Origin of the sequence: Wenzhouxiangella limi, from assembly GCF_010499265.1 — a bacterium.
GTDB lineage: Bacteria > Pseudomonadota > Gammaproteobacteria > Xanthomonadales > Wenzhouxiangellaceae > Wenzhouxiangella > Wenzhouxiangella limi.
This window is the reverse complement of sequence record NZ_JAAGSC010000044.1, coordinates 131719-153416: the sequence shown is the minus strand read 5'-3', so window position 1 is coordinate 153416 and position 21698 is coordinate 131719. Positions and strand designations below refer to the sequence as shown.

The window sequence follows — 21698 nt, the reverse complement described above, 5'->3', positions numbered from 1 at the left end:
TTACCGACCTTTCGTCGCGTGACGCGCTCGAACCGAATCGGGAGACATCTCCAACCTCGAAACGATCTACTGGCTGGGTCGCAGCGCCAATGCCGAGGTTTTCGGCAGAGCCCATGAAGCATGGGAATCCGGCTTGACCAACGCAGGCAGCGTACCGGCTCGGCTGATGGCCCGCTTCGGCGAATGCGGCAACGGCAACGACACGCGTTACGCCTACAGGACATTTCCGTAATCGCCTAATCAATTGGCCTTTTCGCCAGGAAATGCGCAAGTGCGGCAGCGGCCTGGTCATCAACTTGAGCTCGATCGCCGGGCGCCTGAGCGCGCCATTCTTCGGCGTCTACCATGCCAGCAAGTGGGCGGTGGAAGGCTACTCCATGGCGCTTCGCGGCGAACTGGCCTGCTGCGGCGTCGACGTGGTCGTGGTCGAACCGGGCCCATTCGCCACCGCCTTGTTTGAAGTCAGCCCCCAGCCGGCAGACGCAGACCAGCGCGTGGCTGACTATCCAGAGGTCGCACGCACCGCCTACAAGTCGGTCGGCGATGCCTTCGACGGCATGTTCAACGACCCCGACACCCCCACTGATCCGGCCATGGTCGTCACGGAGATCATCGCCTTGATCGATACCCCGGCCGGCAGACGCCCCTTCCGCACCGTGGTCGGCGTGGACGTCGGCGTACGCGAGCGCAACGCGGCCGTCGAGCCGTTCGACAGGGACGTGCTGGAGGCCTTCGGCATGACCGAATTCTCCACGCTCGCGCAACAGAATGGCTGACATCAGGGCCACCGCCGGCTCAGTCGGCATTCAATCTCTGGGCCAATACGAGCCGATTCTCGGCAATAGCGGCGCTGAGTGCTGCCGTGTGTCTGGCCAGCGGACAACTTTGACGAACTATTGACGCTTTCGTCGTTGCCCCCACGAAGCATCAGGGCCAAGCTTTCTCAACGAGATATATACCTCACTTCGGGCCCATTTATGAGCGTTGTCTTACACACTGATCGACTTCCACGCTCCCACCTTCTGCCCGCCATGTCGGAAAGCAGGCTCGCGCGCTTCGCTGCAATCGTCCTGCTGTACTTCATGCAGGGCATTCCCGTGGGTCTGTCGATCATCGCGATCCCGGCCTGGCTGGCTGCTGACGGAGCCTCTCCGGTCGCCGTGGGCGCGTTTGTGGGCACCGCGCTGCTGCCGTGGTCGCTGAAGCTTTTCAACGGCCTGTTGATGGACCGCTTCACCTTCAAGCCCATGGGTCGGCGACGATCCTGGATTCTGGGGGGCCAGGACATGATGCTGGTGGTCTTGCTGGCGCTGGCTGCGAGCGCCCCCGGCTCGGCTGACATCTTCGCGCTCACCGCGTTCTTCTTTGCCCTCAACCTGTGCGCTGTTTTCAATGACGTGGCGGTCGACGGCATGACGATGGATATCGTCCCGCACGAAGAGCGCACGACGATCAACGGCTGCATGTTCGCCGCCCAAACACTCGGGCTTTCCGCGTCCGCGTTCATCGCCGGTCAGCTGCTGGCATCCGGCCAGATCACCCTCATGGCGCTGCTGCTGGCGGGTTTTGTTGCCGTGGCTTCCGGATTCGTCAGCTTGTTTCGTGAGCGCCCCGGCGAGCGTTTGATGCCCTGGAACAAGGGCCAGCCCTCAGCCGAATGCCAGGCGCGCCAGCAGGACGCGTGGTGGCCGATTCTCAAAGGTTTGTTCAAAGCCCTGATGGTGCCGACAACCATCATTTTTCTGCTCGGTATTGGCCTGTCTCAGGCCACGTTCACCTTCACCGACGCCGTGGCGCCGACGCTTGCCGTACAACAGTTGGGCTGGACCAGCGAGCAGTACAGCAGTTTCGCCAGCGCCATGAGCCTGCTCGCGGCAGTCATCGGAGCGGCCGCAACACCTTTCCTGGTGAAGTTTTTTGGACTGCGCAATACGATGTTTGGTCTGTTCATCGGTCTGGGCCTGACCGCGCTGGCTGGCGGCCTGACCCTCAATGACTGGCAGGACGCTCGTATCTTCAGCATCCTGTTCGGCATCCAGTACGTATTGTCCACCCTGCTGCTTGCTGTCATGGCCTACACCTTTGCCGTGATCCCGCTCGGTATTGCCTATGCCGCGGGATTTGTGCTGCTTTGGCAGAAGGCAGCGCCCGTCCTGAGAGTCCTTACCGCGCCCGGTCGCATGGCGCTGACCAACTATCTGAGCCAGACCGTGATCGGGCTGACGGTCTTCTACGGCATCGGACTGAATCAGGCGGGTCTCTGGTCGATTCAATCCCTGGTCGTCTTCTCTGGCGTGATCTATGCCAGCCAAATCGTTTTCTCGCTGCTGTGGCTGAAGTCGTTCCGATACGGACCGATGGAGTGGCTATGGCGCTCACTGACTTACGGCAAAGCGCCTCAGATGAAGCGCATTGCATTGCCATGAGCAGCATCGCTGTCATGGCCGAAAGAACTTTTGGTGGCCTCCGTGGCACACCAGAAGATGCGACCGCATGCCGCGATCGCTATTCAAGCAGTTCTATCCAAACAACAATTCGAGGAAAATTTATGTTTCAGTCAAAATCATTGCGTTTCAGCTCGCTGGCCTTGTTGGGCCTCATCACACTGACCTTCGCCTCATCGGCATCTGCCCAACTCAAGGTTTGGGAAGACTATGAGCCTTCCGACGCCTATTGGTCACTGACTACGGTGAAACTGAAGCCCGGCACATTCAATATCTATCTGGAAGGTTTGAAAGCAACCTGGGTGGCAGCTAATGAGGTTGCTAAAGAGTTAGGGCACATTGAAGACTATGCCATTTATGCCAATCAGGCCGTTGCGCGGGGCTCATTCGATCTGATGCTGGTCATCAAATATCCCAACTCGGATTCGATGGGACCGGATCGGGAACGCTACAACGAGTTCATGAAAGCCTGGGGCGAAGAAAACATGGACAACAGCAACGAAACGGTGCTCGAACTATACAACGAGATTCGTGAAATCCAGGGCGAATACATGATTCGCGAAATCATGCTCAAGTAGTTCGACTATCGTCCATCACGCTGCAAGGGCTGCGTTCCTTGCAGCGTGTTTGGACCCCTTTCGTCGCTTTGCGATCTCTGGAGTTCCATGATGAACAACATGGTGACCGCCGCCAGTAAAGACATCGAAGCAAACTCTGCTCTGGGTTTACAACAGAAGCCATGACCGAACATCTGCCGACTACGGCGGAGGTTGCCGCCAACTTTACCGAACTGTTGCTTGCCGGCGACTACCGCGCGGCCGGGGAGAAATACTGGGCCGAGGACGTGGTTAGCATCGAACCGTACCCGCAAGCCGATGACTCTGATTGCGTTTATCGAGGCATCGAAGCAGTACGCGCGAGAAACCTTCACTGGTTTTCCACCCACGCCATCGAAGACCTGAGCGTGGACGGGCCCTTCGTTACCGGTGATCACTTCGCGCTGTTTGCCGACATGTTGATCTTTCACGCCGGGCAACGGACGCCGCATAGCCAGATCGCCGTGTTTGCCGTGCGCGATGGCAAGATCATCGAAGAACGCTACTTTCACCCTTGAGGAAAAACATCATGCCTGTAAAACCCGTAGCCCTGGCCCACGTCGTCTACCGCACGCGTCGCTTCGCCGAAATGATGGATTGGTATCGCACCGTGTTCGGCGCTACCGTTCAGAGTCAGAACCCGGCCATGGCTTTTCTGACCTTCGACGACGAGCATCATCGCTTTGCCTTGCTTGATCTCTCAGTGGTCAACCCCGCCGGCTGCGAGCCGGAAAGCCGGGCCTGGGTTGGGGTCGACCACCTGGCCTGGACGCTCGCCTCGCTGGAAGACCTGTTCAAGAACTACCAGCACTGCAAAAAGCATGGCATCGAGCCCTACTGGTGTATCCATCACGGGGTGACGGTTTCCATGTACTACGCCGACCCCGACGGAAACCAGATGGAGTTCCAGGTCGACGCTTTCGAAACCGCCGAAGAGTGCAATGCCTACATCTCCGGACCGGCGTTCGATGTCAACCCGGTCGGGGTGGAATTCGATCCGGAAGAATGGCTGGCTGCGGTTGCCAGCGGTGCCTCACTCAACGACTTCCGGATGCGCAAGATTCACGAGCCGGTCTCGCCGATCCGGGGTGCGATCAGTGCACTGCTTTGAACAACCCACGTTTTCGATAACACAGGAGCAGCACGCATGAACGATTCCAGTGCAGATTTCCGCCAGATCGAAGCGGTTATGCAGACCTACGTCGAAGGCGGCCGAACCGGCAAGATCGATACCCTGCGCCCGATCTTCCATGAACTAGCCACCATCTGCGGCTACGTGGGCCCGGACCTGTTCGCAGGCCCGATCGAGATGATGTACGACTGGCTCGCCGAGACTGGTCAGGCCGCCAACCTGGTCGCCGGCGACATCCGCATCGACATCGAAGGCAGCGCGGCTTCGGTGCGCGTCGAACTCGACAACTGGAACGGCCACCGCTTCACCGACTTTTTCACGCTGGTCAAGATTGAAGGCCCATGGCAGATCATGAGCAAGGTGTTCTACCTTCATCCGGAGTAATTCCAGGAGCGTATCGATTCGCTATATGCGGGCTTGATGACGAAGGCCAAATCCTACCCAAATCAACCCTACAAGGATCAACACCATGCGACGAACCTGTCTTGCTCTATTCGCCCTTGCTGTGGCGTTTACCGTGCAGGCTGATACTGCCGAGCCTACACAATCCTACGAAAAATCCGCACTGTTCCCGGCCGATCGCTCCCTGGTGCGTCCCGAAGACGGCGTCATGCTGGCCGACGGCACGCTGCTGGTTGCCGACCAGGTCCATGGCCTGGTGGCGCTGGATCCGGAAGGCGCGAAGCGGCCGTTCGGCGATTTCGCCGCGGCCGGCTACGTGCACGAGCCGCCCGAGCGCAGCGCAGGCCCCAACGGGGTGGCCATGGAACCGGATGGCATCCACGTACTGGTCGCCGATATCCTGACCGGAGCCATTTACCGCATCAACACCGAAACCGAGCAGGTGGTTCGAATTCACCAGCACGAATTCGGCGCCAACTCGGCCCGACGCGACAGCAGCGGCGCGATCTGGTTCAGTCAGTCGACGCGTAACCGCGCCGGTCCCGATTCCGAAGCGCGGATGTTCGCGGCGGTCGATGAGGGGTTTCTCGATGGCGCGCTGTTTCGCCTGCCGCCACCGGCCGACGGCACAAGCGAATCGGTGGCCGAACTCAAGCTGTCCGGCCTGACCTTCGGCAACGGCGTGGCGATCGACGAGGCCCGCGGTCAGATCTATGTTGCCGAGACCATGGCCGACCGGATCGTTGGCTACGAGCTTTCGGTGGCCGACGGACGCTTGTCCGAAGGCCGCGTCGTGGCCGAACTGCCGACCCCGGACAACATCGAACTCGATGAAGCCGGGCGCCTCTGGGTCGCCGCGCCGATCGCCAACGCGCTGCTGGTCGTCGATCCCGACTCCGGATCCTGGTCCACGGCGTTCTATCCGGAAACCGCCGAACACCAACACGCCATGATCGAGTGGCAGCGCCGCGGCCAGACCGGCGAGTCACGCCTGGCGGTCATGGGTCCGGACATGTGGGCGCCCCTGCCCGGGCTGTTCACCGGCTTGATCCTCACCCATGAGGGTGGTCCGATCTACCTGACCGGGCTGGGCAACGCGCTGGTGAAGCTGGAGGCCTCTGAATGACCACTCTGACAGAATATCTGGATTATTCGAACGCACCCGACCAACTCACCGGCGGCGTGCGCCGCATCCCGATCTCCACACCCAAGGGCGAGTTCTCCGTCTGGATCAAGCGCGTCGGCAACAACCCGAAGATCCGCCTGTTGCTGCTCCACGGCGGCCCTGGGGCGACGCATGAGCTCTACGAATGTTTCGACGGCTATCTGCCGACCGAAGGCATCGAGTACATCTACTACGACCAGCTCGACTCGTATTACAGCGATCAGCCCAGGGACCCGGATCTCTGGACCATCGAGCATTTCGTCGACGAGGTCGAACAGGTCCGGCAAGCGCTGGGACTGAACCCGGACAACTTCTTTCTCTACGGCCAGTCTTGGGGCGGCATGCTGGCCCTCGAGTACGCGCTCGCCCACCAGCAGCACCTCAAGGGCCTGATCATCTCGAACATGGTCTCCGACGTGCAGGGCTACAACCGCTATGCGCGCGAGGTGCTGGGCCCGCAGATGGACCCGGCCGTGTTTGCCGAGATCCGGCAACTCGAAGCCAATGAAGACTACGAGAATCCGCGCTACGAGGAACTGTTGATGCAGCACCACTACACCGAGCACGTGCTGCGCATGCCGCTCGATGAATGGCCGGATTCGATCCTGCGCACCTTCAAGCATCTCAACAAGGATCTGTATGTGCACATGCAAGGCCATAGCGAGTTCGGCATGACGCCCAACGCCACTCTGGGCCGCTGGAACCGTTCGGCCGACCTGCCAAAGATCCAGGTCCCGACGCTCACCATCGGTGCGGCTCACGACACCATGGACCCGAAGCACATGGAGTGGATGGCCGGCCAGGTCCAACACGGTCGCTACCTGCACTGCCCGAACGGCAGCCACCTGTCGCAGTACGACGATCGGCAGCACTTTTTTCCTGGCCTGGTGCAGTTCTTGAGGAATGTCGATGATGGGAAGTTCTGACCAAGCGCTTGCGCTCGTGATTGTTCCCTGTTCAAAGTATGCGGAGGGACCAACATGGATCTTGAACTGACCGGCAAGGTCGCACTGGTGACCGGCGCAAGCCGCGGCATCGGACGGGCCATCGCCGAAGGACTGGCCGCAGAAGGGGCAAGACTGGTGATCGCGGCGCGCGGTGCCGAGGCGCTGGAGGAGGCCAAACGCGCGCTGGAAGCAATGGGTGCCGAGGTGCTGGCGGTGCCGACCGATGTCGGTGATGACGCCGGCGTGGAAGCACTGGTGGCCAAAGCCTGCGAGCGCTTCGGAACGATCGATATCCTGATCAGCAACGCCTCGGCGCTGGCCGTGACCGGAGAACGATCAAGCTGGGACGCCAGCCTCAACGTCGATGTGATGGGTGCCGTGCGGTTGGTGGAGGCGGTACTGCCGCTGATGCGTGACAGGCAACAAGGCACGATCCTGCTGGTGTCCTCGGGCTCGGCGATCGAGGCCGCGCCAATGTCGGATTTTGCCTACACCTCCGCCAAGGCCGCCCTGAATGCCTTCGCCAAGAAGCTGGCCGTCGTCGAAGGCTCGCACGGGATACGAACCAATGTCCTGATGCCCGGCTCGACCGAATTCCCCGGCGGCGGCTGGGAAATGATGCGAGAGCATCAGCCCGACATCTACAAGATGGTCCGCCAGAGCGTACCCACCGGGCGCCTCGGCACCCCGCAGGAAATCGCCGACGCGGCCGTATGGCTGGTCTCGCCGCGCGCCGGCTGGGTCAACGGCGCGGCCCTGCTCGTCGACGGCGGGCAGTCCAAGGCGATCCGTTGACTACCAGCCTGGTTGAGTGCTCTGATGACACCCGGACCGGTCTTCGCCCGGGTGGCCATTCCGCTAAACTGACGCGGCTACGGCTTTGCCGCCATTCGCTGAGGACACCTGGCATGAAATTCATCCTGACCACGATCATCGCTGCGGCCACGCTTTTGGCCTTGTCAGCCGCCGCCGACGACTACCGGCGCTTCGAGCCCATGGACGTGTTCGCGCTCGAATGGGCCGCGGATCCACAGGTCTCTCCCGACGGCACCCGAATCGTCTACGTTCGGACCGCCTACGACAAGCTCGCCGACCGCCCGCGCGGATCGTTGTGGCTGCTGGACGTGGAAAGCGGCCGCCATCGGCCGCTGATCACCGACGGCCACGTTTCGTCGCCGCGCTGGTCGCCGTCCGGCGGGCGGATCGCCTACCGGGCCAGCCATGAGCAGGGGTCCGAGATCCGGATACGCTACCTCGACGATGGCTCCGACTTTGCCGTCGCCCAGTTCATCGAGAGCCCGGGTCAGTTTGCGTGGTCGCCCAGCGGTTCGCAGCTGGCGTTCTCAATGTTCGTGCCCGGTGAGAAACCGTCGTTTGCCACGCCGCCGACAGCGCCCGAAGGCGCCGACTGGGCCGAACCCGTGCGGGTGTTTGACGACCTGACCATCCGCTTCGACGGCCAGGGGTGGTTGCGCGACGGCGCCACGCACGTGTTCGTGGTCGGCGCGCAGGGCGGAGAGCCGCGCCAGATCACCGATGGCGACAACGATTTCTCCGACCCCGCCTGGCTCGATGACGATACCGTGCTCGTGGTCGGCAACGACGTGCCCGAGGCCGAACTCGATCCGATCGAGAGCGAAATCTACGCCGTCGACCTCAGCGACGATTCGCGCACCGCACTGACCAGCCGCGACGGGCCGGATGCCAGCCCCGCGGTTTCTCCGGACGGGGCACGCATCGCCTACACCGGCTTCGACGACCAGCTGCTTGCCTATCAGCAGAACGACCTGTACGTCATGAACGCCGACGGTTCCGAACCACGCAAGCTGACCGGCGACTACGATCACCCGGTCAGCAATCCCGTGTTTGCGCCCAGCGGGCGGACCGTCTTCGCCCTGGCCGAGGTCGAAGGCCAGACCGCACTGGTCGAGATCAGCCTCGACGGCACGATCCGGGTACGGACCGAACAGGTCGGCGGCACCAGCCTTGGCCGGCCCTACGCTTCGGGCTCGTTCAGCGTCGGTGGCAGCCGCGCGGGAGTGATCGCCTTCACCCGCCAGCGCTGGGACCGCCCCGCCGAAGTCGCCGTCATCGACGGGCGCGCCGACCCGCGCGTGCTGACCAACCTGAACGACGATGCGCTGGGCCACATCGACCTGGCCGAGATCGAGGAAATCCAGGTCGAATCGCGCTTCGACGGCCGCACCATCGAGGCCTGGGTCGCCAAGCCACCCGGCTTCCGGGCCGACGGCAGCTTGCCGATGATCATGGAGATCCACGGCGGGCCGTTTGCGATGTACGGACCCAGCTTTGCCGCCGAGATACAGCGCTTTGCCGCGGAAGGATACGTGACCGTCTACGCCAATCCGCGCGGCTCGACGGGCTACGGCAACGACTTCGCCCAGCAGATCGATCGGGCCTACCCCGGCAACGATCACGACGACCTGATGAGCGTTGTCGATGAACTGATCGAACGCGACTACGTCGACCCCGATCGCTTGTTCATCACCGGCGGCTCCGGCGGGGGCGTCCTGACCGCCTGGGCGGTCGGCAAGACCGACCGCTTCGCGGCCGCGGCCAGCATCAAGCCGGTGATCAACTGGGCAACGATGGCGACGGCGGCCGACATCGGGGTATTCGTGACGCGTCACTGGTTCCGCGCCACGCCCTGGGAAGATCCGGAGCTTTTCTTCCGGCTTTCGCCACTGTCGCTGGTCGGCAACATCACGACGCCGACAATGGTCATGGTCGGCGAGGAGGACTGGCGCACGCCGACCTGGGAGGCCGAGCAGCTCTACGGCGCTCTGAAGCTGCGCCAGGTACCGACCGCGCTGGTGCGCGTCCCGGGCGCTTCGCACTCGATCGCCGCGCGACCCAGCCACCTGATCGCCAAGACCGACAACATCATCGGCTGGTTCGACAAGCACGACCCCGGCGCAGACGAGTGAATCCGGAAGCCGGAGTGCTCCGCGCCATATGACCGAGACCCGCGATCCGGCTCAGGCCGGACTGGCGGCGCGGTGCTCGATCTCGATCCGGGAACTGCGCCTCGCACGACCGTGGATTCGTCCCGTCAGACCAGCCCCGTGGGCGGCGCCATGAACTCCGGCCCGACCGGATCCTTGACCGCCTCGGCCAGGATGGAGTCGACCGCGGCCAGGGCGGCACCGTCCAGCGTCCAGTCGAACAGGCGATCCAGCGGCTCCATCTGCTCGGGTCGCCGCCCGCCCCAGATCGCGATCGGCGTACCCATTTCCAGCACCCAGCGAATGCTGAAGTCGAGCAGCGAGCGGCCAAACTGTTTGTCGGCGTAGTCCTGAAGCTGCTCGACCGCACGCAGATACTGCCCGTAGCGGGGTTGGGCGAACTTGGGGTCGTTGTTGCGCAGGTCGTCGCCCTCGAACGAGGCGTCGACGGTCATCTTGCCGGTCAGCAGCCCGCGGCACAGCACCCCGTAGGTCATCAGCGCGACTGCGTTGTGCTCGCAGTAGGGCTTGATCGAGGATTCGATGCCGCGCTCGAAGATGTTGTAGGGCGGCTGGCAGACATTAATCGGGCACTCGGCGCGAAACCGCTCCATCTGATCGCCAGTGAAGTTGCTAACGCCCACGTTGCCGATCAGGCCCTGGTCGAGCAGGCGGCGCATGGCGCGGGCGGTCTCTTCTACCGGTCGGGTCGGATCCGGCCAGTGGACGTGGTAGATATCTATCTGATCGCGCCCGAGGCGCTCGAGCGAGTCCTCGATCTCGCGGGCGATGCGCTCGCCCGAGGCGTTGCGCCGAATCGCACCGTCATCATCCCACTCCAGGCCAACCTTGGTCGATAAACGAATGGCATCGCCTTTATCGTGTTCGGCCAGCGCCTTGCCGACGATTTTCTCCGAGGTGCCGAAGCCGTAGACCGGGGCGGTGTCGATCAAGGTCACGCCGCGGTCGATGGCGGCGTGGATAGTGTCGATGGAGCGGCGCTCTTCGGTTCCGCCCCACATCCAGCCACCGATCGCCCAGGTGCCCAGGGCGATGCGTGAGACCTCAAGGTCGGTTCCGGGAATTCGGGTTGTCTGCATCGGTAAGGCTCCTTTGAAACCAATGAACTGGAATACGATTCACCCTATCACCCGAGTGCTTGCGCTGCTCCCGCAAGGCGGAAACCGGTAAAGAGCGTTCCGGTAGACTGGGCGCTCGTTTGCAAACGGAGCATCCCCATGTCGCGCCTGATGACCCCCTTTTTCGCGCTGCTGTTTCTGCTTTCGGCCGTCCCGGCGGTGGCCTCGGACGCCGAGTCCGAACGGCTGGCTTCGGCCGACCTGTTCGACCTGCAGTATGCCCGCGCGGTGGAAATTTCGCCGGACGCGCAGCGCATTGTTTACGTGCGCGCCATCCACGACGTCATGAGCGATACGGTGCGATCGAATCTGTGGCTGGTCGATGCCGCGGGCGAGTCTCATCGACCGCTGCTGTCGGGGCGACAGAACTTCTCCTCGCCGCGCTTCTCGCCGGCCGGCGACCGGCTCGCTTACGTGGCCGAGGACGATAACGGCAAGGCCCAGCTGTTCGTGCGCTGGATGGACACCGGCGATACCGCGGTCGTGACCAACCTGGTCGAGGCGCCCTCGGCGCTGGCCTGGTCGCCGGACGGTGAGCACATCGCCTTCACCATGCGCGTACCGACCGAAAAGCCGTCGCTGGCCACGCCGCCGAAAAAACCCGAGGGTGCGGACTGGGCCGCCGACCCGGTGATCATCGACAGCGTCGTTTATCGCTACGACGGCCGCGGGTACCTCGACCCCGGCTTCGATCACGTTTTCGTCGTGCCCGCCGAGGGTGGGGCGGCGCGCCGCTTGACCGAGGGCGACTACAACCACCAGGGTCCGCTGGCGTGGATGCCGGACGGCTCGGCGATCGTATTCGCCGCCAACCGTTCCGAAGACTGGCAGTACCAGCGCGACGAGCGCGATCTGTTTCGCGTCGATCTCGCCGACCGTCGCATCCAGCAGCTCACCGACCTGCCCGGCATCGAGCAGTCGCCCGCGGTCGCGCCGGACGGCTCGATGATCGCGTTCGAGCGCGACGACCACCAAAGCCGCCAGTACTCGCTCACCCAGATCGGGCTGGTGGCCGCCGACGGCTCCAACCCCCGGATTCTCACCCGCAACCTCGACCGCACCACGGCCGATCCCGAGTGGAGCGCCAACGGCGAGCGCGTTTATTTCCGCTTCGACGACCGCGGCGAGCGGAAGGTCGCGCACGCCAACCTCGACGGCAACATCACCACGGTGGTCGAGCGCATCAGCGGAACCAGCATCGGGCGACCTTACCTAAGCGGCGACTTTTCGCTCGCCGATGACGGCAGCGTCGCCTTCACCGCCGGCACGGCGCAGCGCCCGGCCGATGTCCACGTGCAGCCGGCCGGTGGCGAGAAGAGGCAGTTGACCGACCTGAACGCCAACCTGCTCGGTCAGCGCGAACTGGCCGAGGTCGGCGAAATCGTCTACGAATCGGCTGTAGACGGCACCGAGATCCAGGGCTGGTACCTGACCCCGCCCGGATTCGACCCGGAGAAGCGCTACCCGCTGATCCTGGAGATCCACGGCGGCCCGCACCTGGCCTACGGACCGCATTTCTCGGCCGAACTGCAGCGCTTTGCCGCCGAGGGCTACGTCGTGTTCTACGCCAACCACCGCGGGTCTTCGTCCTACGGCCGCGAGTTCGGCCTGAAGCTCGAATACAAGTACGCGTCAGAAGACGACTTCGGCGACCATATGTCGGGTATCGACGCGATGGTCGAGAAGGGATTCGTCGACCCCGAGCGGCTGTTCGTCGCCGGCGGCTCGGCCGGCGGCATCGCCGCGGCCTACGCCATCGGCCTGACCGACCGCTTCCGCGCTGCGGCCGTGATCAAGCCGGTCATCAACTGGATTTCCAAGACTCTGACCGGGGATATCTACACCACCCAGATCGAACACCAGTTCCCCGGACTGCCCTGGGATGAGTTCGAGCACTACTGGCAGCGCTCGCCGCTGTCGCTGGTCGGCAACGTCACCACCCCGACCCTGCTGATGACCGGCGAGGACGATTTCCGCACGCCGATGTCGGAGACCGAGCAGTACTACCAGGCGCTCAAGCTCAACAAGGTCGATACCGTCATGGTGCGCCTGCCCGGCACCGCGCACGGCATCGCCTCCAGGCCCTCGCGGCTGATCGCCAAGATCGACAACATCCTGGCCTGGTTTGAGCGCTACTACGAGGTCAGTTCGGGTCGCTAGTGGGCCAGCGCGCCATGGCTTGCTCCAGCGCCTCGGCGGCGTCCTCGCCGGCCGGGGTCTGGAGGCCGGCAAGCCAGTCCTGCACGGTCTTCTCGTTGGCGGCGATCCAGCGCCTGGCCACGCGCTCCAGCGGCTGCTCTTCGCGGGCGTAGGCGTAAATCCAGCGGCTCTGGCTTTCGGCATCGACCTGGAAGCGGCTCAGGAATTCGGCCAGCTGGGGAAAATCCTGCTCCAGTCCGGCCCGGGCCAGGGTCAGCACCCGGGTCGCGCCCGGTCCGCCCCAGTGGCCGGCCGGGTCGTCGAGGTAGGCCAGGTCGAAGGCTTCGTTCATCCAGTGCGGCGCCCAGGCGCAAAAGACCGTGAGGCGATCGCGGCGTACCGCGCGCTCGACATGGGTGAGCATGGCCTCGGTGCTGCTGGGCAGCACCCGCCAGTCGCCCAGACCGTAGAGATCCTCGGCGATCGCGGCCTCGGCGACGGCATTGGCCCCGCTGCCCGGCTCAATGCAGAAAATCGTGGAATCGAGCTCGGAGGCGAATGCTTCCAGATCTTCCATCGAGACCAGGCCGCTGCGGCGGGCGGCGGCCGGCACCGCCAGACCGGTGCGGGCACCGCGCAGGTTCTCGCCCAGGATCACGATGTCGCCGGCCTCCACACGCGGACCGAAAGCCTCTTCCTGGCCCGGCACCCAGGCCGAGAGATTGGCGTCGACCTCCCCGCGGGCCAGGCCCTGAAAGATCAGGACCGCGGCGGCGGAGACGGTTTCCACCTCGTAGCCGGTCGCGCGCAGGATTTCGGCCACCACGGCGCTTTTGGCCTCGGCCCCCTGCCACGGCGGCACGCCGAGCCGGACCGTCGGCTGCGCGGCCGAAGCGGCCAGCGACAACCCCAGCACCGCGGCCGGCAACCACCGCATCATGATCCACATCCTTGCCGAAAGCGCGCAGTCCCTGGCGTCAGCACGAAAGCGGGGAGGCGACAACGGCTCGCGTCCGCCATCCTGGTCAGTCGGCCTGTTCCAGCGGTGGTGTTGGCAACACCATCAACTCGTGCACATCGACGTGGGCGGGCTGGGACAGCGCGTAGACCACGGCACGGGCGATGTCTTCGGGCTTGAGTGCATCGGGCTTGGGCTCGTCGAAAAACGGCGTATCCACCATCCCGGGTTCGATCAGCGTCACGCGCGCGCCCGAACCCTTGATTTCCTCTCGCAAGCCGTAGCCGATGGCCGAAACGGCCCACTTGGTGGCCGAGTACATCGACCCGGCCAGGGTTCGACGACCGGCGACCGAACCGGTCATCACGACGTGACCGCGACGTTTTTTCACCTCTTCCAGGCTTGCGCGCAGGGTATAGGCCACGCCGAGAATGTTGACGTCGACCATGGTTTTCCAGCTGGCCACGGGCGCGGCGGAGAAACCACCCGGCTCACCCCCGGTACCGGCGTTGGCAAACACGGCGTCGATGCGGCCGAAATACTCCAGCGCTGCGGCAACCATGCGCTTCTGGTCTTCGTAATCGGTGACGTCACAGCGCTGCGCGAGGGCGCGCCCGGGGCCAAGTTCGGCGACCAGCGCCTCCAGTCTTTGCTCGGTTCGGGCGCTTAGCGCCACCCGGTAGCCCTGCTCGACCGCCAGGCGAGCGGTGGCGGCACCGATGCCGCTGGACGCCCCGGTTATCAGAAGAACCTTGTCATCGCTTTCTGGCACTGGCTTTTCCCATGGCTTGTATATCGCTGCACCCTATCACGACGCCGTGGCGCAGGGCCGCGCCGGCGCCGGCGCGGGCGAAACTCGCTGAGGCTGACGGCGGGTGACAGCCTGGGCGTCAACCAGCACAGGCAGCGGCCAAAGCTTGGGTCAATCTTGCCGGCGGATCACCAGATCATCACGACTCAGACGGGCCCGAAGACGCGCGGGATAATCCGGCGGAACACCCCACAAGATACCCAAATCGGTTGCTTCCAGCGCCCGTTCTGCCGGACCCAGATCGCTGCGGATGGCCAGCACGAGGTCGCTGCTGGCCCACGGGTGATTGAACCAGTAGCGATGCCCGGTGATGTCGAAGCCGCGGTCTTCCCAGCCGTGGGAAACATCCACCACCTCCAGCCGGTCGGCGGCCAATACGACCGCAAGCTGATCGTCGCTCAGCTCACGCTCGCGCTCGCCGATGCGGACCCCGCCGCGCATGAAAATTCGGGCCATCTTGAGCGCCTCGTCGTTGGAGGAGGACGTCACCACGATGCGCTTGGCCAGGTCGTTCATGGCAGGCAGGGCCTGGAGAAACTCGCGGTCGGGCACGTCGGCGGCAGCGAAATAGACGGTGCCCAGGCGCAGATCGGTCGGATCTGATCCTCGCCGCTGATGGAGTTGGCGCAAGGCCTCGGTGACGACTCGGCCACCCGCGCTCCAGCAAACGATGTGGATCCGCCGGGCCGTCGAATCGCGCGCCAGCAGTTCCAGCATCGACGCCAGTGCCGGCGCGGCTCGATAGGCCCGTCGTACGTCGGTGCCGCTGCCGTAGGCGAGGATGTTCTGATGCGTCGGCCAGGAAAAGGCCATCGACGTCATGTCGCGGCCCATGAAATGATCGAGCTGGGCGGCGAAGGCGTTGGCGTTGTAGAAGTTCACCCGGGCGCCGTGCACATAGATCATCAGATCGCGATCTCGAGCCGACTCGATGGAAGCATTCAGATCGTCCATCAGCCAGGCGGCCGCGCCGCTGATGTCGACAACCTCGCCGTTTTCGTCATGCTCGAAATGGCCGGCCTCGACCAGCCCGGCAATCGACAAATCGATGCTCTCGGGGCGCTTGTCGCGACGCGAGTAGTCGTTGAGGTCGGTCCAGGAGATCTCTGGCCCACCGAAACCGATCAGGGCCATGCCGACCGAGACGCGGTCGCTTTCGGTATTGCCGTAATCGATACGCTGGAGATCGCGCTCGCGCGCGCGGGTCGTGGCGTAATAGACCCGCCTGGGCTTCCAGCGGCGCCCTTCGGGAATGTGATCCAGCGGGCCGACATCCAGTTCTGAAAAAATCACCGGGGTGGGCATCAGCGGCTCGACGCGGCTGCCGGCGCAGGCGCTGAGCAACAGGGCGCAACTGGTCAGCAGCGCGCACGCCGCCAGCCGTCTCAGCCAGAAAGCGCGTGGGCAGTAGCTCCGAGGGTTCATGCACAGGCCTTGTAGGATCGTCGTCGAAGCATAAACCGCCCGTTCCAGACGGTTCAAGCGCCATTTTTTTTGACCGACCCGGCCGGGGCTCGCTTGTACCCTCCACCATACTTGGGCGTGATTGCGCAACGTGCCGAAACCCCGAGACAAGCAGGACAAGGGCACAGGTTTGGCGGCACAATAACCACGTCAGCGATTTGACTCGGGGTAGAAATGAGAAAAAGCGCATACAGCTACGACGATTTGCTGAAGGCCGGGCATGGCGAACTGTTTGGCAGCGACGGCGCCCGGCTGCCGCTGCCGCCGATGCTGATGATGGATCGCATCACCCACATCGACAGCGATGGCGGATCGCACGGCCTGGGCGAGATCATCGCCGAACTTGATATCCATCCCGACCTATGGTTCTTCAAATGTCATTTCGAGTCCGATCCGGTGATGCCCGGGTGCCTTGGCCTCGACGCCCTGTGGCAGCTGATCGGCTTCTTTCTGTGCTGGAGCGGCGGACCCGGACGCGGACGTGCGCTGGGTGTCGGCGAGGTCAAGTTCAGCGGCCAGGTGCTGCCGCAAGCCAGGCGGGTCACCTACCGGCTCGACATGAAACGCGTTCTCCTCCGCCGTCTCATCATGGGCATCGCTGATGGCACAATGAGCGTTGACGGGCGCGAGATCTATTCGGCCACCGACCTCAAGGTCGGATTGTTCACTTCCACCGACTCGTTTTAAGGAGGGCCCATGCGTCGTGTCGTCGTCACCGGACTCGGGATTGTCTCGAGCATTGGCAACAACGTGACCGAAGTGCTGGCGTCACTGCAGGCCGGACGCTCGGGCATCAGCTTCAGCGAGGAATACAAGGAACTCGGCTTCCGCAGCCACGTACACGGGCCGGTCGACCTGACCCTCGCCGACCTCATCGATCGCAAGCTCAGGCGTTTCATGAGCACAGCGGCCGGATACAACTACGTGGCCATGCAGGAAGCCATCGCCATGGCCGGCCTGGACAGCAACGACATCAGCAATCCCCGCACCGGCCTCATCGCGGGCTCCGGCGGCGCCTCGACAGAAAGCGTTCTGCAGACTGGCGAGACCACGCAGAAAAAGGGGGCCCGGAAGGTGGGGCCCTACCGCGTGACGCAGTGCATGTCGTCGGCGATCCCGGCCAACCTGGCCACGGCGTTCAAGATCAAGGGCATCAGCTACACCATCAGCTCTGCATGCGCGACCAGCGCCCACTGCATCGGCAACGGCGCCGAGCTCATCCAGCTCGGCAAGCAGGACGTGGTGTTCGCCGGCGGCGCCGAAGAGCTGCACTGGGGCACGTCGGTCATGTTCGACGGCATGGGCGCGCTATCGTCGAACTATAACGAGACGCCGGAGCAGGCCTCGCGCGCCTACGATGCCGATCGCGACGGTTTCGTGATTTCCGGCGGCGGCGGCATGCTGGTGCTCGAGGAACTTGAACACGCCAGAGCGCGTGGCGCGCGCCCAATCTGCGAGCTGGTCGGCTATGGCGCCACCTCCGACGGCGCGGACATGGTCCAGCCCTCCGGCGAAGGAGCGACGCGCTGCATGCGCATTGCGCTCGAGGGACTGGACTCGCCGGTCGACTATCTCAACGCCCACGGCACCAGCACGCCGGTCGGCGACATCAAGGAGCTGGAAGCCATCCGCGCCGTATTCGGCACCCACAGCCCGCCGATCGCCTCCACCAAGTCGCTCGCCGGACACGCGCTCGGCGCTGCCGGGGTCAACGAGGCGATCCACGCCATCCTCATGATGCAAAACGATTTCATTGCAGCCTCGGCAAACATCGACCACCTGGATCCGGCCGCTGAAGGATTCGACATCGTGCGCGGCCGGCGTGACGGCGTGCAGCTGGACACGATCATGTCCAACAGCTTCGGGTTCGGCGGCACGAACGCCACGCTGGTGTTCCGCCGGGTCTGAGCGGCCGCTGAGGGCCAATCGCGGTCGCTGTCGGCTTGTGCTATGATCCGCCCTGCGCTGGGCCGGCCGCTTCAGGTCAATCGTCGTCAGCGCCCTCTCGCGGATTGAATGTTTTCCAAGGCCTTTCCCCGATTTGTCTCGCGTGTCGCACTCCCGCGGCCCGTTTTCCAGGCCTTGGTCAACAAGGAAACACCATGTCTTTCGATTCCCTCGGCCTCAAGGCCGAACTGCTGCGCGCCGTTGGCGAGCAGGGTTATACCCGTCCCACCCCGATTCAGGAAAAAGCCATTCCGGCCATGCTGGCCGGGCGCGACCTCATGGCCAGCGCCCAGACCGGCACCGGCAAGACTGCCGCTTTCACCCTGCCGCTGCTGCAAAAGCTCAGCGACCAGACCGGCCCGCGCAAGCTGCGCGCGCTGATTCTCACGCCCACGCGCGAGCTGGCCGCCCAGGTTCACGAAAACCTGCGCGCCTACGGTCGTCACCTCAACCTCAAGTCGCTGGAAGTCTTCGGCGGCGTCAACATCAACCCGCAGATGGACAAGCTGCGTCGTGGCATCGATGTTTTGATCGCGACCCCTGGCCGTCTGATCGACCACATCGAGCGCGGCACCGTGCGCCTGGACGGCATCGAGATGCTGATCCTCGATGAGGCCGACCGCATGCTCGACATGGGCTTCCGCCCGGCCATCGACCGGATCCTCAAGCACGTGCCGAAAAAGCGCCAGACGCTGCTGTTCTCGGCCACGTTTTCCAAGGAGATCTCGGCGCTGGCGCACCAGTTCCTGAAAGATCCGCTGCGCATCGAGACCGCTCCGCCCAACTCCACCGTCGAAGCGATCGCCCAGAAGGCCATCCGGGTCGACCAGAACCGAAAACGCGAACTGCTGTCGTGGATGATTGGATCGGAGAATTGGCGCCAGGTGCTGGTGTTTACCCGCACCAAGCACGGCGCCAACCGCCTGGCCAAACAGCTCGAAACCGACGGTCTAAGCGCCGCTGCGATTCACGGCAACAAGAGCCAGGGGGCCAGAACCAAGGCCCTGGCCGGGTTCAAGCAGGGCAAGGTGCGCGTACTGGTCGCCACCGACATCGCCGCCCGAGGCCTGGATATCGACCAGCTCCCGCACGTGGTCAACTACGAGATCCCGAACGTGCCGGAAGACTATGTCCACCGCATCGGCCGCACCGGCCGCGCCGGCCGCGACGGGCTGGCGGTGTCGCTGGTCTCCGGTGCAGAGCACTACCAGTTCGAAGACATTCGCAAGCTGGTCAAGGTCGCCATCCCGACCGAATCGCTGGACGGCTACGAGCCAACCGAACAGCCGGCGCGCAACCCGCAGCCGCCGAAAAAGCAGGGCCGGTCGCAGCGCAGCAATCACAACTCCGGCGCCCGCTCCAGCCGCAGCCGAAACGAAAGTGGAGGCCACCGAGGCCGGGGGCGTTCCCGCTCATCGCGCGCGGCCTGACCCGATGACGCCTGGCGCCAGTAGAACCTCCACACGTTCCCCGGCAGCCCCGAGGATATGGTGGCCACCGCCAGAGGCAATGAGGTCTTTTTCATGGAAGCGTTATGGGACCGGTTCTTGCCCACGATCATGAGGGTGATCGACGTGATCGCGAGCAGCATCCTCCGTGACCTTGTTGCGCGAAGGTAAACTTCCCGGGGGCTAAGCTCTGGAAGCGACCCCGTGTCATGGATTGCCTCAATCGAAACCGCAAGCAAAGCGAGAGGCTCCCGCTGGATTTCAGTCGGCAGCCGATCGCCCTGCTGGACGCCGTTCGTCAGGAAGCGGGAATCCGTTATCCGGACATCGAGTAATGCGGAAAACCGAATCATGAACCGCTCGATATTGCTTGCCGAGGCGCGCATCCCCGACACCGCCAAATCCCTGCGTCTCTACGAGCACAAGGACAAGTTCTCGATGGTCATTCCCGGCCGCGGGGAGCTGATGAACAGCCGGGTGATCGGGTCGGAGAAGGCCATGGCCGATCTGGCCTGCGCGCGCATGGGACAGCCGGCGAAGCCCCGGCTGCTGGTGGGTGGACTGGGCATGGGATTTACCCATGCTGCAGCGCTGGCCGCGGCCGGAGCCGCTGCCGAAGTGGTCGTGGCTGAACTGGTTCCGGAAGTCGTCGACTGGAACCGAACCCTGATCGGCGAGCCGGCCGGTCATCCGCTTGACGATCCTCGCAGCACCGTGTTCATCGGTGATGTCGCAGAACTACTGCGCGCCCAACCAGGTGGCTTCAACGCCATTCTGCTCGATGTCGACAACGGCCCCCAGGCGCTGATCCGGCGCGAAAACGACTGGCTTTACAGCCTGGCGGGGCTGGCCGTCATCCGCGCCGCGTTGCGCGCGCAGGGCGTACTGGCGGTCTGGTCCGCTGGACCGGACGCGCAGTTCAACAATCGCCTGAAAAGAGCCGGCTTCCGTTCAGAAATGGTGATCGTACGTCCGCACCGCGCCGGCAAGGGACCCCGCCACTACATCTGGCTGGCCGGCTAGCCGCCCACGGCGCTACGACCGCTCATGCCGCAGCCGGCTGCTTGAAGCGGCCGGTCGCATACAGATGCTCCAGGCACTCCAGCCAGGGGGCAAGCACAAACCCTTTTTCTCCCAGCCAGTCCTCGTTGTAGAACGTGTTCAGATAGCGATCACCGGTGTCGCACAGCATGGTGACCAGGCTGGCCTCGCGCCCTTCGGCCACCAGTCGCTGGATCAGCTGAAAACAGGCATAGAGATTGGTGCCGGTTGATCCGCCGGCCTTGCGGCCCAGAATCTTTTCGAGAAAGTGAATGGTCGCGATACTGGCCGCGTCGGGTACGCGAATCATGTGGTCGATCACGTCGGGCACGAACGACGGTTCGACCCGCGGCCGGCCGATGCCCTCGATCACCGACATGTGTTCGCTGGTCAGGTCGCAGTCGCGGGTCCGCCAGTAATCGTAGAACACGGAGTTCTCGGGGTCGGCCACGCACAGCCGGGTGTCGTGGCAGCGATAGCGGATATAGCGACCAATCGTGGCGGGCGTGCCACCGGTGCCGGCGCTGACCACGATCCAGTCCGGGATGGGAAAGCGCTCGCGCTGCATCTGCTCGAAGATCGACTGGGCGATATTGTTGTTGCCGCGCCAGTCGGTGACTCTCTCGGCGTTGGTGAACTGATCCAGATAGTGCCCCCCAACCGACCGGGCGATCTCGGCCGCCGCGCTGTAGATCGCGTGACCGTCGACCATGCGACATTCTCCGCCGTAGAACTCGATCTCGCGGACCTTGCGCTCGGAGGTGTCGCGCGGCATGACGGCAATGAAGGGCAGGCCCAGCAGACGGGCGAAGTAGGCCTCGGAAACGGCCGTGTTGCCCGAAGAGGACTCAATGATCGGCGTGCCCTCCTCGATCCAGCCGTTGGCCAGGCCGTAGAGGAACAGCGAGCGGGCGAGGCGATGCTTGAGGCTGCCGGACGGGTGCGTGGATTCGTCTTTCAGGTACAGATCAATGCCGGGCAGCGCCGGCAGGTCGACCTTGATCAGATGGGTATCGGCCGAGCGCTGGAAATCCGACTCGATCCTGCGGATGGCCCAATTCACCCATTCCCGACTATTTTCGCTCATTACCGTGCGGCT

The 21698-nt window shown here is 63.9% G+C and carries 20 protein-coding genes; 15 read left to right on the top strand and 5 right to left on the bottom strand.

Annotated elements, in window-relative coordinates; genetic code table 11:
* Nucleotides 1-263 precede the first annotated feature (263 nt).
* The 10 genes from G3I74_RS14275 (at nt 264) to G3I74_RS14230 (ending at nt 9634) form a co-directional block, all read left to right on the top strand.
* Nucleotides 264-776: an SDR family NAD(P)-dependent oxidoreductase gene (locus tag G3I74_RS14275; RefSeq protein ID WP_164212282.1), complete on the top strand. Its 513-nt coding sequence runs from the start codon at nt 264-266 to the stop codon at nt 774-776.
* A 255-nt stretch (nt 777-1031) separates the two neighbouring features.
* Nucleotides 1032-2426: an MFS transporter gene (locus G3I74_RS14270; protein WP_164212281.1), complete on the top strand. Its 1395-nt coding sequence runs from the start codon at nt 1032-1034 to the stop codon at nt 2424-2426.
* Nucleotides 2423-3022, top strand: coding sequence for a hypothetical protein (locus tag G3I74_RS14265; protein WP_164212280.1), 600 nt, complete (start codon nt 2423-2425; stop codon nt 3020-3022). Before G3I74_RS14270 ends, G3I74_RS14265 begins: the two co-directional genes overlap by 4 nt.
* Nucleotides 3023-3183: 161 nt before the next feature.
* Nucleotides 3184-3558 (top strand): SnoaL-like domain-containing protein, encoded by a 375-nt coding sequence (locus G3I74_RS14260; protein WP_164212279.1) that lies wholly within the window; start codon nt 3184-3186, stop codon nt 3556-3558.
* Between the two features lie 11 nt (nt 3559-3569).
* Complete coding sequence (locus G3I74_RS14255; protein WP_164212278.1) at nt 3570-4151, top strand: VOC family protein; 582 nt, start codon at nt 3570-3572, stop codon at nt 4149-4151.
* Nucleotides 4152-4187: 36 nt separating this feature from the next.
* Complete coding sequence (locus G3I74_RS14250; RefSeq protein WP_164212277.1) at nt 4188-4556, top strand: nuclear transport factor 2 family protein; 369 nt, start codon at nt 4188-4190, stop codon at nt 4554-4556.
* Between the two features lie 85 nt (nt 4557-4641).
* On the top strand, nt 4642-5700 hold the full coding sequence (locus G3I74_RS14245) for an SMP-30/gluconolactonase/LRE family protein (protein WP_164212276.1): 1059 nt from the start codon (nt 4642-4644) through the stop codon (nt 5698-5700).
* Complete coding sequence (locus tag G3I74_RS14240) at nt 5697-6665, top strand: proline iminopeptidase-family hydrolase (protein WP_164212275.1); 969 nt, start codon at nt 5697-5699, stop codon at nt 6663-6665. The genes G3I74_RS14245 and G3I74_RS14240 overlap by 4 nt, the downstream gene beginning before the upstream one ends.
* Nucleotides 6666-6719: 54 nt before the next feature.
* Complete coding sequence (locus tag G3I74_RS14235; RefSeq protein ID WP_164212274.1) at nt 6720-7481, top strand: SDR family NAD(P)-dependent oxidoreductase; 762 nt, start codon at nt 6720-6722, stop codon at nt 7479-7481.
* 113 nt (nt 7482-7594) lie between these two features.
* Nucleotides 7595-9634 (top strand): S9 family peptidase, encoded by a 2040-nt coding sequence (locus tag G3I74_RS14230; RefSeq protein WP_164212273.1) that lies wholly within the window; start codon nt 7595-7597, stop codon nt 9632-9634.
* A 125-nt stretch (nt 9635-9759) separates the two neighbouring features.
* Here G3I74_RS14230 and G3I74_RS14225 read toward each other — a convergent pair whose 3' ends face one another.
* Entirely contained in the window at nt 9760-10752 is a 993-nt protein-coding gene (locus tag G3I74_RS14225) for an aldo/keto reductase (RefSeq protein ID WP_164212272.1), read from the bottom strand.
* A 138-nt stretch (nt 10753-10890) separates the two neighbouring features.
* Between G3I74_RS14225 and G3I74_RS14220 the strand changes: the two genes are divergently transcribed.
* Nucleotides 10891-12951 carry an alpha/beta hydrolase family protein gene (locus G3I74_RS14220; RefSeq protein WP_164212271.1) on the top strand — a complete coding sequence of 687 codons (2061 nt, stop codon included), beginning with the start codon at nt 10891-10893 and terminating at the stop codon, nt 12949-12951.
* Here the strand turns inward: G3I74_RS14220 and G3I74_RS14215 are convergent.
* From G3I74_RS14215 to G3I74_RS14205, 3 genes are all read right to left on the bottom strand, one after another.
* On the bottom strand, nt 12935-13870 hold the full coding sequence (locus G3I74_RS14215) for a glycine betaine ABC transporter substrate-binding protein (protein ID WP_164212270.1): 936 nt from the start codon (nt 13868-13870) through the stop codon (nt 12935-12937). The two genes, G3I74_RS14220 and G3I74_RS14215, sit on opposite strands and share 17 nt — an antisense overlap.
* 85 nt (nt 13871-13955) lie before the next feature.
* On the bottom strand, nt 13956-14660 hold the full coding sequence (locus G3I74_RS14210) for an SDR family NAD(P)-dependent oxidoreductase (protein WP_164212269.1): 705 nt from the start codon (nt 14658-14660) through the stop codon (nt 13956-13958).
* Between the two features lie 150 nt (nt 14661-14810).
* A complete protein-coding gene (locus tag G3I74_RS14205; protein ID WP_203594773.1) occupies nt 14811-16124 on the bottom strand; it encodes an alpha/beta hydrolase in 1314 nt (437 codons plus the stop codon).
* Between the two features lie 213 nt (nt 16125-16337).
* Between G3I74_RS14205 and fabA the strand changes: the two genes are divergently transcribed.
* From fabA to G3I74_RS14185, 4 genes are all read left to right on the top strand, one after another.
* Nucleotides 16338-16850: a 3-hydroxyacyl-[acyl-carrier-protein] dehydratase FabA gene (gene fabA / locus G3I74_RS14200; protein ID WP_164212268.1), complete on the top strand. Its 513-nt coding sequence runs from the start codon at nt 16338-16340 to the stop codon at nt 16848-16850.
* 9 nt (nt 16851-16859) lie between these two features.
* Nucleotides 16860-18071 carry a beta-ketoacyl-ACP synthase I gene (gene fabB, locus G3I74_RS14195; RefSeq protein WP_164212267.1) on the top strand — a complete coding sequence of 404 codons (1212 nt, stop codon included), beginning with the start codon at nt 16860-16862 and terminating at the stop codon, nt 18069-18071.
* 194 nt (nt 18072-18265) lie between these two features.
* Nucleotides 18266-19540, top strand: a complete 1275-nt coding sequence (locus tag G3I74_RS14190) for a DEAD/DEAH box helicase (RefSeq protein ID WP_164212266.1) — start codon at nt 18266-18268, stop codon at nt 19538-19540.
* A gap of 369 nt (nt 19541-19909) precedes the next feature.
* Nucleotides 19910-20581: a polyamine aminopropyltransferase gene (locus G3I74_RS14185; RefSeq protein ID WP_164212265.1), complete on the top strand. Its 672-nt coding sequence runs from the start codon at nt 19910-19912 to the stop codon at nt 20579-20581.
* 22 nt (nt 20582-20603) lie between these two features.
* Here the strand turns inward: G3I74_RS14185 and G3I74_RS14180 are convergent, their stop codons facing one another.
* Nucleotides 20604-21686, bottom strand: coding sequence for a PLP-dependent cysteine synthase family protein (locus G3I74_RS14180; RefSeq protein ID WP_164212264.1), 1083 nt, complete (start codon nt 21684-21686; stop codon nt 20604-20606).
* Between the last annotated feature and the right edge of the window lie 12 nt (nt 21687-21698).